Origin of the sequence: Streptosporangium longisporum (assembly GCF_039534895.1) — a bacterium.
GTDB lineage: Bacteria > Actinomycetota > Actinomycetes > Streptosporangiales > Streptosporangiaceae > Streptosporangium > Streptosporangium longisporum.
This window is the reverse complement of the sequence record NZ_BAAAWD010000004.1, coordinates 164168-177363: the sequence shown is the minus strand read 5'-3', so window position 1 is coordinate 177363 and position 13196 is coordinate 164168. Positions and strand designations below refer to the sequence as shown.

Here is a 13196-nt window from a genome sequence, read left to right as displayed (position 1 = left end):
GTGATCAGCGTAAATCTGGCTGCTTGGCGAGGATGGCCTGAACCACGGCGGGCGCCAGGACCTGGGCGAGCTGGGCGGTCGCCGACCGGCGGTCCTCGCCGTCGGGTGCCTCTTCGATGCGTGCGAGCGCGTCGGTCACTGGGGCGCCGAACAGGGCGGCGCCGGTCGGCGCGAACAGTTCCACGACCCGGGCGGGGTCGACGTCGTCCGGGCGGGTGTGCTGGAGCTCGTCCAGCAGCCGGCCGACGTCGGCGGGGTCGCGTCCGGCATCCGCGGCGATGCGGGGCACGAGGGCGGGCCGGAGCACATCGGCCCACTCGTCCGGCCGGGGCGCAGTCCAGTGCGCCGAGTCGTCGCTGCCTTGCCAGTCGGTCAGGACATCGTCGATGGCGTCGAGTGTGCGGTCGGCGTTCACGATTCCTCCCGCTCCCTGCGGGCGGCGATGGCGGCCAGGATCAGCGCTGCGGCGACCTCCTCGGCCTCGTCGGGGCCCATGCGCATTTCTGTGCCGCCCCATTCCAAGACGGCTTCGCCGCCGGAGGTGCGGGTGGTGCCGCGCCCGGCCTTCCATTCGCTCATCGGGTGGATCCCTTCTTGGCGGGCTCGATGTTGTTGTCCCGGGCCAGCTTTCGAACGTAGGCGGCGGTGAACGGGGAGCGTGCGGTGACGTCGGTGGGTCGAGCGCCGGCGCGGAGAGCGGCGATGACGTCGGCGATGACAGTCTGTCGGGCCTGCTCGTGGGCGGTCTCGGTTTCGCGGTAGCGCCGGGTGCTGGCGTCGAGGTCGGATAGCGGGTCTTTCGTGTCTGCCATGCGCAAGAGATTAGCGCATCTCTGTTGCGCAATCCATGGCACACCGCTAACGTATTGCGCAACACGAAAGCGCAATACGGAGGCGTCATGCAGATCCAGGTCACCACCCGCGAGACCGCGGCCGCCCACGGCGTCTCCCTCCGCACCGCCCAGCGCTGGGCCGCTACTGGCCGCCTCAACGCCACCAAGGTCGCTGGCCGCTGGATCGTCACCCTCACCGCCGTCACCAGCCTCAACGACTTCAAGCCCGCCCAGATCGAGAAGGCCCGCGAGCTGATCGAGCAGGGCGGCATCGTCCGCTTCCGCGGGCGCCGCATCTTCCGCACCGTCAGTAGCGACGGCACCCGCACCTACCTGACCGCCCCGCAGGCATGCAACTGCGCCGCCGGGCTCAGGGGCCGCCACGTCTGCTTTCACCGAATCGCCGCCACCATCCTCGCGGCGGCCTGACCTTCCGATCCAAGCAGGGAGCGAGATGACGAATCCGATCATGGGCCTGCCCGAACGATTCTGGGCGAAGGCAGTCATCGACAACGCAGGACACGACACCCCATGCCTGACCTGGACGGCCTTCAAGCAGAAGAACGGCTACGGCAAGTTCAACGTGGCCGGTAAGGCCCTCTACGCCCACCGGGTCGCGTACGAGGCGTTGAACGGCCCGATCCCCGAGGGCCTGCACATCGACCACCTGTGCCGCAACCGCGCGTGTGTGAACGCCACCCACCTGGAGGCCGTGACCAACCAGGAGAACATCCTGCGCGGTGAAACGATCATGGCGGCCAACGCGGCGAAGACTCACTGCCAGCACGGGCACGAGTACACGCCGGAGAACACCCGCCTTCACAAGGGCAGCCGTCACTGCCGGACATGCGCTCGCGCCGAGCGACGCGCACGCACCGAACGCGAGCGGGCGACGAAGCCCGTTGAGCCTGCGGCGAAGAAAACGCACTGTCCGCAGGGTCACCCCTATGACGAGGTCAACACGTACGCCTACGAGGACGGGCGGCGAAGCTGTCGCATCTGCCGCCAGGCCGACAGCCGTCGCTCCCGCGAGCGCAGGAAGACCAGCGGATAGTCCGCGCCGCCTGACCGCCCCACCCCACCCTGCCGAGGAGAAGCCATGACCACCCCTGAGATTCCCGCCGAGCGCATCGTCGATGGCCACGGCCTGCAGATCGTCAACGTCTTCAACCGCGAGGGCGAGTTCGTCCGCCAGCTCCGCCACCGTGGCACCGAGGAGCAGGCCCGCGCCGAAGCGCGGCGGGGGTTCATGCACCCCACCACCCCCGGCTACGCCGACACCGTCGCCGTGGTGCAGGGCTGGGACACCGCCACCCGCCAGGCGTTCGCCGCCACTGTGGCCCGCTTGCACGGCAAGTAGACGACCCTGGCCCGGGGAGAACCCCCGGGCATCCCCCCGCCGGATCCCGGCGGGGGGCTTTCTCATGTCACCGGGACGGCGCGGCCGGGGGCGGCGGTCATCGGGGCCCGTCCTCGTTGACGTTCGGGAACGGATCGGCACCTTTCCACGCCCACCAGGCTTCCCACGTCACGAGTTGCTGGGTGTGGTCGGCCGACCAGTAGCAGGGGCAGTTCTGGCAGTAGAGCCATGGGCGGCCTGCCCCGGGCGAGCGCGGCTCCTGGGTGTCGCCTATGGCTGGGCGGAGGTCCCAGGCGCAGTGCGGGCAGACGCCTTCGCCGAGCGCCGCCAGGGCGTGAAGGATGGCCTGCCGGTGGATCTCGTCGTCCGTGGCGTCTGCCGGGACGGTGATGGTCGGTAGCGGTCTTTCTGGGTGGGGGCTGCCGATCGGACTCCCCAGTTGCAGGGCGAAGGTGCGCTCACTCATGGCTTCCACTCCGGCTTGAAGTCCTCGTGGTCATCGAACGGCAAGGCGAGCAGGCGCAGCGTGAAGCAGTTCATCCTCTGGGCGATCATTCCGGGTGTGAGACACGCTTGGCAGGTTTCGTTGTCTCCCTGTGAATGCCAGGCCAAGATTCGCCGCTTGGACTCGACGTCGCGGAGCACGCGGTCCGGATCGTGGCGGGCGATGTGGCGGGCCACGCCCTCGTCGTCCGACGCCTGGGGGTCGACGTGCGAGATCACGCCGTCTTCCAACGCGTCCTCGATGAACCAGCGCGGCCCCGGCCAGCCCCGAGCACCGTACGGCGTCGGCTTGGCGTGCCATACTCCGGCTTCCTCGCACCACGTCGCCGCTCGCGCCATCTGCTCGTCCTCGTCGAAGCGCGAGCGGAGGAACGCGACCAGGTCAGCCACGGCCCGCCACCGCCATCTGCGCGTCCCGGCACGGCCCGCACACCGGGATCTGCACGCGGCCGACGCTGGGTGAGACGCGGACGAGCTCGTCGACGGCGTCGTGCTCGCAGATGTTCTCCCAGTCACGGTGCACGGCGACGCACAGGCAGTTGCAGGGCGGTGGCGCCGGTTCGAGTTCACCGCGCTCGGCGGCCTCGATGTACGCCCGGCCCGCCGGCGAGTTGGCCCAGTCGATGAGCTGTTGCCAGCCGGGCGACTCGGCGAGCGCCTGGGCGGTGCGGGCCACCTGCTCGGCGACCGGGCGGAGCGCCTCCGTGAACGCCTGCATGCCCGCGGTGATCCGCTCGGCGAACGCGCGAGCCGCTTCGGGGGTGGGCCGGGCGGCGTCGACGATCGACGCGAGCCCGGGCAGCAGGTCGGGCTGCCGCTCGTCGGCGGTCCACACTGCGGCGTCGTCGCTCTTCCCGTCCCAGGTGATGACGTCGTCGATCGCGGCCAGGGTGTCGTCAGGGGTTGGCATGGCGGATCATCTCCTCGTCGGCGAGCGCCGCCAGCGCGGCGGCCGCGGCGGACAGTGCAGCCAGCTGGTCGGGGGGCAGCTTCGCGACCGCGCGCCGGGCGCCCTCGAGGTCGCCCCGGTACATCCAGCCCATGGCCTCCTGGGCGACGAGGATGCGGGTGGCGTAGGTGGCCGTGTCCTTGATGTGCTCGAGCGCGGCACGAAAGTCCTCCTCCCACTGCGGCTCGTCGGCGGTCACCGGGTCTCCCCTTCCGCAGCGGGCGTAGAGGTGGGTGACGGGCCCGCACCCCAGAGTTGCCCTTCCCACCTGCCGGTGGTGCCTCGCCCGCCACTAAGAGCCGCCCGGCCTTCCCGCCCGTCGGGGAGGCGAAGGACGCAGTCGCCGTAGGGCGGGTCGGGCATCTGCCCGTCGAGGTCTGCACCCCACCTGCGGATGTCCCACAGCTTCACGTCGTGGTCAGGGTCCCATTCGGCTTCGTAGGACTCATAGATGCGGGCGTTCACCGCATACTCGCGGGCCTCGTCGCGGGCGATGAGGACGGCCGGGCCGTGATAGGTGACTCCTGATGCACTGAGCAGGGGGGGCGGTCACCGGGTCTCCAGCTTCTTGATGCCGCCGCGGATGTTCACCAGCGCCTTGACCGGCACGCCGTCGTCGGCGTCCTCCCGGAGCGCGGCCTGGACGAACGCGGCGAGCTCGGCGAGCGTCATGCCGGCCTTCGGGTCGGAGGCCTCAGCTCGGATGGTGTGGGTGACGGTCATGATGCGTGAACCTCCTGGTCGAGTTCGTCTGCTTGTTCGCTATGCGCCCGGTCGTGCTCAGCCTGACTCATGAGCTTCTCGCAGGCTTGGCACTGGTAGTAGCCGTCATCGGTTCGAGACACCTGCCGCTCGGAGCAGCGCGGGCAGCGGATCGGGGACCGGCGGGTGGGCGGGTCGGACTTGGTGAGCTTGCTGAGCCGGTGGTGCCACGCCAGCACGTTGAGGCCGAAGTCGACGGACCAGGGGTCGCGGAGGATCCCGTCGAGCTCATCGAGGAGGAACGCGATCGACGCCCTGCGGGCCGGGCCCCCGCGGGCGCGCTGCGGGCGAGTCCGGTAGCCGCGGGCCTGACGCCACGGGTCCTCCACCTTCACGAGGTCGCCGTAGAGCTCGTCGAGCGTGTCGCTGACCGGGCTGGGCGATCCGGCGTGCGTCTTGGCGGTGATGCCGGTTCGCCCGTAGCGGGCGCCCGCGTCCCGGTGGCCGTCGACCTCGGCCTGGGCTTGGGAGGCGAGGTCGTCCAGCTGGTCGAGCGCGGCCCAGATGAGCTTGACGCAGCCGGGGTGCCAGACGGGGTCGCCGAGGTACGGCCGGATGGTGACCGGCGCCGGCAGGGCGGGCTCGGCGGGGTACGGCAGGGGGATGCGCCAGGCGGCGAGCACGGCCTGGTGGATGGCGAGGGCGTGCTCGTAGAGGGTGACGGCCTGGTCGTGGTCAGCGACGGCGGCCCGGTACCGCTTGTTGCAGGGCCCGTTGCAGGCGTGCGGGTTGATCGGCAAGGTCAGGATCCCCCTGTGGTCGTAGCGGGCTGAGCGAGTTGGGTGCGAGCGTGGTCGCGTTGGCGAACGACGTGGAGAAGCGCGTACGTCCAGACGAGGTCGGAGATGCGGACGAGGGGCGGCCCGTGCCACGCGGGGAGCACGCTGATGAGGATTCCGCCGATGCCGATGGGGATGAACAGGGCGAGCATGGCGGCGGTGTCGCTGCCGGGCGGATCGGTGAGGGTGTGCCAGACGCGACAGGCCCAGGCGCGGACGCGGGTCACGTCGGCTCCCCGCCCAGAAGCCTGAGCAGCCCTTGCGCGATGAACTCTCGGGAGACCGTCCGGGAGCCCTTCGCGATCTGGTCGGCGAACTCACGAACCCGGTTGATGGTCTGCAGGACGTTGGCGAGTTCCTGAAGCACGGTGCCGTGATCTTGCTGCTGGCATCGGAAGGCGATTCCAGTCTGGCGCTGGATCTGCTCGACCTTGGCGAGGCGTTCGTCGGCGGTGGCCCGGTTCCAGGCGTGGATCCATTGGGCGGGGGTGAGCTGGACGCCTTCGGGGGCGGGGGTCGGGGACTCCCCGGCGCGGAGCCGGGCGATCTCGGCTTCGGCTTGTTCGACGTCTTCGTGGGCGGAGCGGTGAAGTCCGCCGTTGACGCGGGCGATGAGACGAAGCTGGGCCAGTTCGCCGCGTAGCTGCTCCAGTTCGGCGGTGGGGATGAGCGTGTGGTCTGTCGCGGGCGGGGTGCCGGGGATGATGCGGGTGATGTGCTCGCCCTGCTCGTCGACGGTGTGCACCTCGATGTCGTCAGCCACGGTCGCCTGTCTCCTTCGTGGTGGTGGACGCAGCCCCGACCTTCCGCGCGGTGTCGGCGGCTTCCCGGTACGGGCAGTGGTCCCCGAGGTGCTCGGTGTCGGGGTCGGGGCAGAGGCGCTCGATGGCGACGGCGATCTGCTCGACCAGGGCGGCCGCCCCGCCGCGGAGCTCGTCCTTGTGCTCCCGGTGCCAGCGTTTGCGCGCGTTGTTGCTGCCGAGAGGGGGTGAGGTCTCACCGCAGGAGCAGAGGGCGACACCGTGCCGGCCGGCGGTGCGTACATGCCGGCCGCTGCTGCCAATCCAGGTGAAGGGGGCGCCTTCGTTGCTGAGGGTGTGGCCGGAGAGCCTATTCGGGGTCATGGGGTGTCCTCGCTGTTGTGGTTGCGCGCGCCTGTGGCGCTTGTGGCGGGGCGCAACGGGTGTTGCCAGCGTCCAAGGCGGAGGGGAACTCCCCGAGGCGTCCAGCGTCCACGGGCTCTCCGTGTCGCCTTCGAACGTCACCGTGGGCGCCTCCCAATGGGAGGTCATCTGGATGTCGTCGAACGATGCCCCGGGCGAGCCGAATCCGATCTGCGAGCAGCCGCCCCGGCAGACGTCGCACAGGAAGTCCTCCTGCGTCGCGGTCCGCTGGCAGGCGGGGGTGCCGCGTGAGCACTGGCAGGTGATCAGGTCACGCATCGGCGACACCGCCCTCGGCGGCGCGAGGCGGGTGGTCGCATTCGTTGGCTCGGGCGGCCGTCCAGCAGGAGGCGAACACCTCGCCGCGACACGGCGGGCACGACCCGCACGGTCGGGCCGGATCCGCCCAGGGGTGGCACCGCCAGCACCGGGGCCTGTCGCAGAGTTCGCAGACTCCGGCCGGCTGGCCGCAGCCGCACCGCGGGGCGACGAGGAGGCCGTGGCCCAGGATGGCCATGACGACCTTCGCGGACGCCCGCGCCGCGTTGAGCCTCAGATCGTCGTACGGCTGCATCTGGTACGAAGCGAGCGCTACGATGCCCGCCTCGTAAGCCCGCAGAGACTCAGGCGTCAGCTGATTTCCCTTGGCGGTGTCAGCCTGGTTACGGATGATCAGTGGGCTCTTCGGCTGCTCGCCTTCGAGGTCAGGCATCGTTGGTCTCCTTGGCGTCGTAGACCTCGAACAGGTGCCAGACCATGCCTTCCAGGCGGGCGGTGGTGCCGTACCACTTCGCTGACCCTGGGATGGGATGGCCGGTGCCGAACACCTGGAAGGCGCGGCGAATCGCGGTCTCGTCGCCTTGGTGTTCGACCCAGAACTCGACGACGAGATCGCCCCACATGCGGGCTGCGGCGACAGCGCACGGGTTGCCCGTCAGCGGGATCCAGTGCACCTTGTCGTCCACGGGCACCACGTGCCGGTGGACGGTTTTGGTGGGTGAGGCCATCAGGTCTCCTTCGGAGAGGCGGCGGCAATGTGGCGTGCGGCGGTTTCCAGCACGGCGTCGTAGAACGCGCCGAGCGTGCACGTCGTCGCGCACCCGCAGGCCGCGCAGCATCCGGTGTGCGCTTTCGGGTGGCCGAGCGTGGTCAGCCACCAGGTGAGGGTGCGGTCGGTGAAGTGGCCTTCGGCGAGCTCGTCCCCGTCGGCCCAGATGGATGCGCCCTTGGGGATGATGTCGGCGAGCTCGTCGGCGATGCGGGCCCGCTCCTCTGCACGCACCTGCTCGGCGATCGCCGGGAGGGCGGCGGCGAGCATGATGCGGATGGCGTCGTCGTGCCAGGGGATGCCGTGCTTCAGGGTGACCGGGTAGACGGCGTCCACCCAGGCTGCGGGAATGTTGGCGGGGTCGGCCATCAGGTCTCCTTCGGGTAGGTGTCGCGGGCAACTTGGGCGGCCCAGTGGGCGTCGTTGAGGAACCCGCCCCGCTCGTACCGGGGGCGGGGGTGGTCGCCGCTGGCGACGACGCGTTCGATCTCGGCGGCGATGCGCTCGGCGATCACGGGCGCGGCGGCTTCGAGGACGGCGCGGGCGTACCCGTCGAAGGTCGTGTCGTCGAAGTCGCGGCGGCGGAGCACGTCGGCGGCCGCGCGGACGGCGGCGTCGGGGAGGGTGGGTTCAGCCAAGGTCGTATCCCTTCGGGCAGTCACCGGGCCGGTGCAAGGTGCACGACACCGGGTGGGCGTACACGCAGTCGTTGACCTCGGCCGCGTACTGCGGGAGTTCGCCGTGCAGCCAGCCGACGCCGGGCACCCAGTGGATGGGGCGGCGGCAGTTCCGGCAGGCGTCATCGGCCGGCAGCAGGAGCTCATGCATCGGGCGCCTCCATCTCGCTGCCCACACGGATGTCGAGGCTCAGCCCGCAGGCGGCGACGATCTGCTCGGCCCACGAGATGCTGAGCGGGGTCTTGCCCGTGAGCAGCGCGCTGAGGTGCTTGGTGGTGAGTCCGATCGTGCGGGCGAGGTGGACGTGCCGGATGCCGGAGTTGTCGACGGCGGCGCGTACAGCGGTGAGAAGGCGGATCTCGGCGGGAACCTCCCCGGTAATGATCTTGTGTCCGGCGGCCTGTAGGGCGTGGGCCACGTCGTCGGCGACATCCAGCGCCGTCTTCTCAGCAAGCTCGGTCTCGTCGAAACCGCCCTCGCTCGCGAAGCGGAGGAGAGCTTGGGCGATCACCTGCTGCGGGGTGAGACGCTCGGCAACGTCGGGCGTGTCAGCCACGGCTGTCACCCCCAGCGACGAGCTCGATCTGGGCCGGCACGATCGTCTCCACCCACCCCTGCCAGGACCGGCGGATCGTCTCGGCTTCGGCCGAGTTGCCGAGCACCTCCAGCACCCGGCCCAAATGCGCGTCCAAGGTTCCGCGGATGACGGCGGCGAGCATCGCCCCCTGGTGCTCGGCCAGCCGGACCTGCTGCTCGGCGATGCCCATGTCGTGGCACACCTTGGCGAAGCGGACGCACCGGTCACGCTCCTGCCCCTCAAGGGAGGCGAGGCCGCGCACGGCTTCGCCGGTGGCGTAGAGGCCGAGTTCGGCGTTCGCCGATCGGGTGTAGCCGATGAGGCCGGCCCCCGGGCCCGCCTCCTCGCCGAGCACCCCGGATCCGGGGCCTGGCGCGTTCTGGGCTTCCTCGACCTGGCGGCGCAGCAGTCCGGCGTACAGATGCACGCGCGCCCAGCTCATCTGGAGCATGCCGAGCACCGCCTCCGTCGCGCTCACCGACGGCTCGGCGTGGAGTGCGGACCAGGCGGTCAGTGCCTCACCCTTCGCTTTCGCCACGTCGAGGCGTTGGCCGGCGTGCATGCGGCAGGCGTCCAGGCCGGTGATGGCGGCGCCGTGGCAGACGGCGCCGCCCTTGCGTTTCTTCGTGCACTCCTGCATGCCGTGTTCGGGGCACCAGCGGCCGGGGCGTGTGGGGTCTGGCTGGCGCACGGGGGTGGTCACTGTGCGACCTCCCGGGCGGGACGCGAGGCGCGAGGGGCTGTAGTGGCCTGTGAGGCCCGCACGTCTCGGGGGGCGCCCTGATACTCCATCCGCCCCTGTTCGCTCGTCTGCGTGGATCTGAGCCCCGTACGCGGGTCGATGCGGGGTCTGGGGAGGATGACGATGTAGGGCTGGCGGCAGGGCGGCACCCGGTAGTGGGTTCCGTAGCGGGGCGTGTGCCAGTGGAGGCGATCGCAGTGCGGGCAGGTGACGACGGCGAGCTTGCGGCCGGGCTCTGAGCCGTGGATGCCGACGGCGAGGCGGGCGAGGACCCGGGTGGTGACGATGCACACGTCGGCGACCTCGTTGGCGGGGAGCCGGGTGCAGACGACCATGCAGCGAGGGCACAGACCACGGCCTTCCGGCTTGCCGCAGCCGAGGCACGCCGGTTCGCACTCCGCGGCGATCTCGTCCCGGGTGGGGTCGGGGCGGGATGTGTGGCGGGGTTGGGGGCTGGGTGGGCCGTGCAGGGTGTCGACCGGGTCGAGGTCCCATAGGAGGTCCTGGCCGGCTGGGGTGAGGGTGCGGGTCATGCTTCTCCCCCGATCTGGGCGGTGAGCTTGTCGGCGAGCGCCGCGCATTCGGCGCGCAGTTCCTCGGGCACGCCGTCGAGCACCTTGCGGGCGTGCTCGGGTGTCCGGGTGGTCGAGTAGGCGACGACGACGCATCCGGCGGTGCGGCGGGCGAGGCTGCCGCCGGGGGCTTGGTCGGCGAGCTGGCGGGCGCGGTCGGCGATGGCCGTGTTGGGGGTGGTCATGGCCGCGCTCCTCCGACCCGGGTGGCGTCCTGCTCGCGGAGGAACTCGGCGAGCTCCGCGGGGACGCGGCGCGCGGACTCCAACCAGGCGGCTTCGGTGGTGAGGCCGTTCTCGTCGACGCATCCGCACCCGCAGGTGCCGGGGATGGTTTGGTCGGGGCGGGCCCAGCAGCGGAAGTGGGTGCGGCGCCGGCACGGCATGCACAGGCCGGTCAGGGTGGCGGTCATGCGGCGGCCTGCCGGCGGGTGCGGGCGGCGTGGGCGAGTTCGGCTTCGAGGGTGGCCCGGTGTTGGGCGGCTTGGCGTTCGGATACGGGTGGGGTGCCGCGGGTGCAGCGGGCGAGGGTGGTGAAGGTGTGGTCGTCGGGGACGAGGCTGGCGAGGACGACGGCGAGGGCCCGCAGTTCGACGGTGTCGAGGGTGCTGAGGACGGTGTGGGAGGTGCGGGTGTCGTGGTCGTGGACGGCGGCGACGAGTTTGGTGGCGGGCCAGAACATCTGCTGGGCGAGGTCGTCGAGGGTGTCGGGGGTCACGGCTCCTCCAGGGCTCGGCGCGTGTTGGTGGCGCGGATGGTTTTCCAGTCCTCGGGGGCGGGTCGTAGGGGTGGCCGCCAGCCGGGGGCGGCGAGGTGGTCGGCGACGTAGCGGCGGGCGAGGTCGTCGACGAGGTGGGCTTGGACGTAGGGGCGGATGAGGGTGGCGAGGTCGTCGGCGGCTTGACGGAATGCGGCGGTGATGTCGGGGTCGGCGCTCACAGGGCTCTCCGGGTGTGGGCGGGGAAGTGGTCGTCGGCGGCCCGGTCGACGTCGCGCCGTTCGGAGGCGAGGCGGTCGCGGGCGGCGGCGTGGGCGATGAGTGTGTGGGCCCACTCGTTGAGGGCGAGGGCCCAGGCGGTGTGCGCGGCGCAGGTTTCGATGCCGGCGGGGGCGTAGCGGCGGCGGGCGTCGTAGGCGCGGGCGGCCGCTTCGACGCGCTGGCGGGCGTCGGCGAGTTCGGCGGCGAGCCGGTCGGCGTCGGCCTGGAGGGTGCGCAGCTGCCGGGCGAAGTCCATCAGGAGGTCCCGGTGTCGAGGTCGGCGTGTTCGACGCCGAGGTGGTCGAGGACGCGCTCCCAAGCGGCCTGGTCGGCGTCGCTCCACGGCGCGTCGTCGGCCGGTGCGGGCTCGGAGTGCTCGGGGAGGTCGCCGAGGGCGGCGTCGCGGCCGAGGCGGCGCAGGGCGTCGCGGAACTCGGGGATGTGCTGGTGCTCGGCGAACCGGGCCTCGGCGATGACGGCGGTGGCGTATTGGACGATCGCGTCGCGGTGGAAGCCTGCGGCGAGGGCGGCGGCGGCGAGGGCGGTGAGGTGTTTCTTCACCCAGCCGGGGGCGGCCCGGTAGCGGGGGATGGCGGAGATGAGTGATCGGGCGGCGAAGCCGCTCTGGTTCGCCGTAGGCGCGATGGCTCGCGCGGTACGGACCGTTAGCTGTCCTTCGGACAGAACCAGGGGGGACGTACTCAGTAACGAACTCTGTAACGCACTCCCTACGTACTCCACTCCAACGGTTGGAGTCGAATGCTCCAATGGTTGGAGTTGAATTCCCCAATGGTTGGAGTTGAAATTTCCAACGGTTGGAGTCGAATCCGATTCGGTGGACTCCAATGGTTGGAGTTCATTCGGATCTTCGACCCCCTCTTTCAACTCCAACGGTTGGGGTTGAATCGGGTGCAGCTTGCACGGGCCGGCGCCCGGCGTGTCCGTCCCCCAGCCCGCCCGGCGGGCACAGATTTCGCCCTTCTTCGTCGGCCGGCCGCACCGGTCGACGTCCTGCCGGTCCGCCCGTAGGACGTCCTCCAGGGGCCACGCCAGCCGGTAGACGTTGTAGTGCGTGCTGACCCGCCGCACCAGAACCCAGCCTTGGTCTTCGAGGTCCTGAACGGAGACCGACACCGTCTGCGGGGAGAGGTTCAGGTCCCTGGCCAGCGCTTCCAGGCTGGGTTTGGCCTCTTTGCGGTCCTTGCCGATGGTGTGGACGTGCAGCCGCTGGGCGACGCTCACGCGCGACGCTTCCAGGGTGGTGCTCATGTAGATCAGCAGCACCCACAGCAGCCCCTTGTTGAGTTGGAGCTGGGCAGTAGAGAAGCGCGACCGGGCCCAGGCCGGAAGGTCGGCTTCGTCGATTGCCACGCCGCGCGGTTGCACGTTGTTCTTGTCCTATCCGTTGGTTCTTGGCCGGTCGTTTTGGTGTGGGTCCGGTTTTCGGCGGGTCGTGGCGTCGCCTGTGCCGGGTTGTGGGGTCAGAAGAGGCCGTCTTGTGCGGTGTGGCCGTGTGGCTCTTGCACGACGGGTCCGGCTTCGCGAGCCTTCGCTCGGTGTCGTGGCGCGCAGTGATGGCATGTCAACGCGCTGTACAAAGTCAGGCGTGGTCTTCGGCCGGTGATGATGAGGGTGGCGGGCCGCCGGCAGGTGGAGCAGGTGCTGACCCAGGGCATGGGCGTCTCCGCGGTGGAAACGGGTCTGGGCCCGGCCGGGCGCGGCCGGGTTGATGGTGGGGGCGCGGTCAGGCATCGGGGTCCTGGGCGTGGAGGCGTGCGCGGATGTAGCGGCGGATGAGGCCGTCGGCGCGGGCGGTTTTGGTGTGGGAGTCGAGCCAGATGTCGGTGCCGTTGTGGAGGAGCGCGGCCCAGGCGTCGATGTCGGCGGGTTCGCCGATGAGGCGGAGTTCGATCCAGCCTTGGCCGCGGGGTGCGGGGTCGTGTTTCACGCGGTCAGCCACGGTTGGCCTCCGCTTCGCGGCGGCGCATCATGTCTCGCGCGGTGTCGTCGAGCATGGCCAACGTGCTGGGGGTGATGGGCCCGCGGTGGGTGATGCGGGCGGTGGCGCCGCTGGGCAGGGTGACGGTGGTGCTGGTGATCTCCTCCTGCTGGGTGTTGGGCTGGCGGAGGTAGGCGGGGACGGGCGGCAGCGCGCGGCAGAGTGCGGGGTCTTGGTGGGCTGCGTGGTAGGCGGCGGCCTGTTCTTCCAGCCACTTGGCTGCGGGGCTGATGTTGGTGCTCATCGGCTACT

31 protein-coding genes are annotated in these 13196 nt (G+C 70.7%); 3 read left to right on the top strand and 28 right to left on the bottom strand.

Annotated elements, in window-relative coordinates:
• Nucleotides 1–4: 4 nt before the first annotated feature.
• The 3 genes from ABD832_RS04100 to ABD832_RS04090 are packed head-to-tail and all read right to left on the bottom strand — an operon-like array spanning nt 5 to nt 812.
• The gene (locus ABD832_RS04100; protein WP_344888486.1) at nt 5–415 is read right to left on the bottom strand and encodes a hypothetical protein; all 411 of its coding nucleotides are present in this window, start codon (nt 413–415) and stop codon (nt 5–7) included.
• A complete protein-coding gene (locus ABD832_RS04095) occupies nt 412–579 on the bottom strand; it encodes a hypothetical protein (RefSeq protein ID WP_344888483.1) in 168 nt (55 codons plus the stop codon). The genes ABD832_RS04100 and ABD832_RS04095 overlap by 4 nt, the downstream gene beginning before the upstream one ends.
• Nucleotides 576–812 (bottom strand): hypothetical protein, encoded by a 237-nt coding sequence (locus tag ABD832_RS04090; RefSeq protein ID WP_344888480.1) that lies wholly within the window; start codon nt 810–812, stop codon nt 576–578. Before ABD832_RS04090 ends, ABD832_RS04095 begins: the two co-directional genes overlap by 4 nt.
• Before the next feature lie 87 nt (nt 813–899).
• Between ABD832_RS04090 and ABD832_RS04085 the strand changes: the two genes are divergently transcribed.
• From ABD832_RS04085 to ABD832_RS04075, 3 genes are read left to right on the top strand one after another with little or no spacing between them, the layout of a single operon-like run.
• Nucleotides 900–1262 carry a helix-turn-helix domain-containing protein gene (locus tag ABD832_RS04085; RefSeq protein ID WP_344888477.1) on the top strand — a complete coding sequence of 121 codons (363 nt, stop codon included), beginning with the start codon at nt 900–902 and terminating at the stop codon, nt 1260–1262.
• 25 nt (nt 1263–1287) lie between these two features.
• The gene (locus ABD832_RS04080) at nt 1288–1887 is read left to right on the top strand and encodes an HNH endonuclease signature motif containing protein (RefSeq protein WP_344888474.1); all 600 of its coding nucleotides are present in this window, start codon (nt 1288–1290) and stop codon (nt 1885–1887) included.
• Nucleotides 1888–1932: 45 nt separating this feature from the next.
• Nucleotides 1933–2193: a hypothetical protein gene (locus ABD832_RS04075; protein ID WP_344888471.1), complete on the top strand. Its 261-nt coding sequence runs from the start codon at nt 1933–1935 to the stop codon at nt 2191–2193.
• A gap of 97 nt (nt 2194–2290) precedes the next feature.
• Here ABD832_RS04075 and ABD832_RS04070 read toward each other — a convergent pair whose 3' ends face one another.
• The 25 genes from ABD832_RS04070 to ABD832_RS03950 form a co-directional block, all read right to left on the bottom strand.
• Complete coding sequence (locus ABD832_RS04070) at nt 2291–2659, bottom strand: hypothetical protein (protein ID WP_344888468.1); 369 nt, start codon at nt 2657–2659, stop codon at nt 2291–2293.
• A complete protein-coding gene (locus ABD832_RS04065) occupies nt 2656–3087 on the bottom strand; it encodes a DUF6221 family protein (protein WP_344888465.1) in 432 nt (143 codons plus the stop codon). Before ABD832_RS04065 ends, ABD832_RS04070 begins: the two co-directional genes overlap by 4 nt.
• The gene (locus ABD832_RS04060; RefSeq protein WP_344888462.1) at nt 3080–3607 is read right to left on the bottom strand and encodes a hypothetical protein; all 528 of its coding nucleotides are present in this window, start codon (nt 3605–3607) and stop codon (nt 3080–3082) included. Before ABD832_RS04060 ends, ABD832_RS04065 begins: the two co-directional genes overlap by 8 nt.
• Nucleotides 3594–3914: a hypothetical protein gene (locus tag ABD832_RS04055; RefSeq protein WP_344888459.1), complete on the bottom strand. Its 321-nt coding sequence runs from the start codon at nt 3912–3914 to the stop codon at nt 3594–3596. The genes ABD832_RS04060 and ABD832_RS04055 overlap by 14 nt, the downstream gene beginning before the upstream one ends.
• Before the next feature lie 281 nt (nt 3915–4195).
• Entirely contained in the window at nt 4196–4369 is a 174-nt protein-coding gene (locus ABD832_RS04050) for a hypothetical protein (RefSeq protein WP_344888456.1), read from the bottom strand.
• Nucleotides 4366–5148, bottom strand: a complete 783-nt coding sequence (locus ABD832_RS04045; protein WP_344888453.1) for a hypothetical protein — start codon at nt 5146–5148, stop codon at nt 4366–4368. Before ABD832_RS04045 ends, ABD832_RS04050 begins: the two co-directional genes overlap by 4 nt.
• 2 nt (nt 5149–5150) lie before the next feature.
• The gene (locus ABD832_RS04040; RefSeq protein WP_344888450.1) at nt 5151–5414 is read right to left on the bottom strand and encodes a hypothetical protein; all 264 of its coding nucleotides are present in this window, start codon (nt 5412–5414) and stop codon (nt 5151–5153) included.
• Nucleotides 5411–5950 carry a hypothetical protein gene (locus ABD832_RS04035; RefSeq protein ID WP_344888447.1) on the bottom strand — a complete coding sequence of 180 codons (540 nt, stop codon included), beginning with the start codon at nt 5948–5950 and terminating at the stop codon, nt 5411–5413. Before ABD832_RS04035 ends, ABD832_RS04040 begins: the two co-directional genes overlap by 4 nt.
• A complete protein-coding gene (locus ABD832_RS04030) occupies nt 5943–6629 on the bottom strand; it encodes a hypothetical protein (protein WP_344888444.1) in 687 nt (228 codons plus the stop codon). The genes ABD832_RS04035 and ABD832_RS04030 overlap by 8 nt, the downstream gene beginning before the upstream one ends.
• Nucleotides 6622–7062, bottom strand: coding sequence for a hypothetical protein (locus ABD832_RS04025; RefSeq protein ID WP_344888441.1), 441 nt, complete (start codon nt 7060–7062; stop codon nt 6622–6624). The genes ABD832_RS04030 and ABD832_RS04025 overlap by 8 nt, the downstream gene beginning before the upstream one ends.
• Nucleotides 7055–7357, bottom strand: coding sequence for a DUF7352 domain-containing protein (locus ABD832_RS04020; RefSeq protein WP_344888438.1), 303 nt, complete (start codon nt 7355–7357; stop codon nt 7055–7057). Before ABD832_RS04020 ends, ABD832_RS04025 begins: the two co-directional genes overlap by 8 nt.
• Nucleotides 7357–7767: a hypothetical protein gene (locus ABD832_RS04015; RefSeq protein ID WP_344888435.1), complete on the bottom strand. Its 411-nt coding sequence runs from the start codon at nt 7765–7767 to the stop codon at nt 7357–7359. The genes ABD832_RS04020 and ABD832_RS04015 overlap by 1 nt, the downstream gene beginning before the upstream one ends.
• Nucleotides 7767–8036 (bottom strand): hypothetical protein, encoded by a 270-nt coding sequence (locus ABD832_RS04010; protein WP_344888432.1) that lies wholly within the window; start codon nt 8034–8036, stop codon nt 7767–7769. Before ABD832_RS04010 ends, ABD832_RS04015 begins: the two co-directional genes overlap by 1 nt.
• Nucleotides 8029–8226: a hypothetical protein gene (locus tag ABD832_RS04005; RefSeq protein ID WP_344888429.1), complete on the bottom strand. Its 198-nt coding sequence runs from the start codon at nt 8224–8226 to the stop codon at nt 8029–8031. Before ABD832_RS04005 ends, ABD832_RS04010 begins: the two co-directional genes overlap by 8 nt.
• Complete coding sequence (locus ABD832_RS04000; RefSeq protein WP_344888426.1) at nt 8219–8632, bottom strand: helix-turn-helix domain-containing protein; 414 nt, start codon at nt 8630–8632, stop codon at nt 8219–8221. The genes ABD832_RS04005 and ABD832_RS04000 overlap by 8 nt, the downstream gene beginning before the upstream one ends.
• A complete protein-coding gene (locus tag ABD832_RS03995; protein WP_344888424.1) occupies nt 8625–9356 on the bottom strand; it encodes a hypothetical protein in 732 nt (243 codons plus the stop codon). The genes ABD832_RS04000 and ABD832_RS03995 overlap by 8 nt, the downstream gene beginning before the upstream one ends.
• The gene (locus tag ABD832_RS03990; RefSeq protein ID WP_344888421.1) at nt 9353–9928 is read right to left on the bottom strand and encodes a hypothetical protein; all 576 of its coding nucleotides are present in this window, start codon (nt 9926–9928) and stop codon (nt 9353–9355) included. The genes ABD832_RS03995 and ABD832_RS03990 overlap by 4 nt, the downstream gene beginning before the upstream one ends.
• Entirely contained in the window at nt 9925–10152 is a 228-nt protein-coding gene (locus ABD832_RS03985; RefSeq protein ID WP_344888418.1) for a hypothetical protein, read from the bottom strand. The genes ABD832_RS03990 and ABD832_RS03985 overlap by 4 nt, the downstream gene beginning before the upstream one ends.
• Complete coding sequence (locus ABD832_RS03980; RefSeq protein WP_344888415.1) at nt 10149–10379, bottom strand: hypothetical protein; 231 nt, start codon at nt 10377–10379, stop codon at nt 10149–10151. Before ABD832_RS03980 ends, ABD832_RS03985 begins: the two co-directional genes overlap by 4 nt.
• Nucleotides 10376–10684 (bottom strand): hypothetical protein, encoded by a 309-nt coding sequence (locus ABD832_RS03975; protein WP_344888412.1) that lies wholly within the window; start codon nt 10682–10684, stop codon nt 10376–10378. The genes ABD832_RS03980 and ABD832_RS03975 overlap by 4 nt, the downstream gene beginning before the upstream one ends.
• Nucleotides 10681–10905 (bottom strand): hypothetical protein, encoded by a 225-nt coding sequence (locus tag ABD832_RS03970; RefSeq protein ID WP_344888409.1) that lies wholly within the window; start codon nt 10903–10905, stop codon nt 10681–10683. The genes ABD832_RS03975 and ABD832_RS03970 overlap by 4 nt, the downstream gene beginning before the upstream one ends.
• A complete protein-coding gene (locus ABD832_RS03965; RefSeq protein WP_344888406.1) occupies nt 10902–11201 on the bottom strand; it encodes a hypothetical protein in 300 nt (99 codons plus the stop codon). Before ABD832_RS03965 ends, ABD832_RS03970 begins: the two co-directional genes overlap by 4 nt.
• Nucleotides 11201–12316 carry a hypothetical protein gene (locus tag ABD832_RS03960; protein WP_344888403.1) on the bottom strand — a complete coding sequence of 372 codons (1116 nt, stop codon included), beginning with the start codon at nt 12314–12316 and terminating at the stop codon, nt 11201–11203. Before ABD832_RS03960 ends, ABD832_RS03965 begins: the two co-directional genes overlap by 1 nt.
• Before the next feature lie 373 nt (nt 12317–12689).
• Complete coding sequence (locus ABD832_RS03955) at nt 12690–12905, bottom strand: hypothetical protein (RefSeq protein WP_344888401.1); 216 nt, start codon at nt 12903–12905, stop codon at nt 12690–12692.
• Nucleotides 12898–13188 (bottom strand): hypothetical protein, encoded by a 291-nt coding sequence (locus ABD832_RS03950; RefSeq protein WP_344888398.1) that lies wholly within the window; start codon nt 13186–13188, stop codon nt 12898–12900. Before ABD832_RS03950 ends, ABD832_RS03955 begins: the two co-directional genes overlap by 8 nt.
• Nucleotides 13189–13196: the final 8 nt, after the last annotated feature.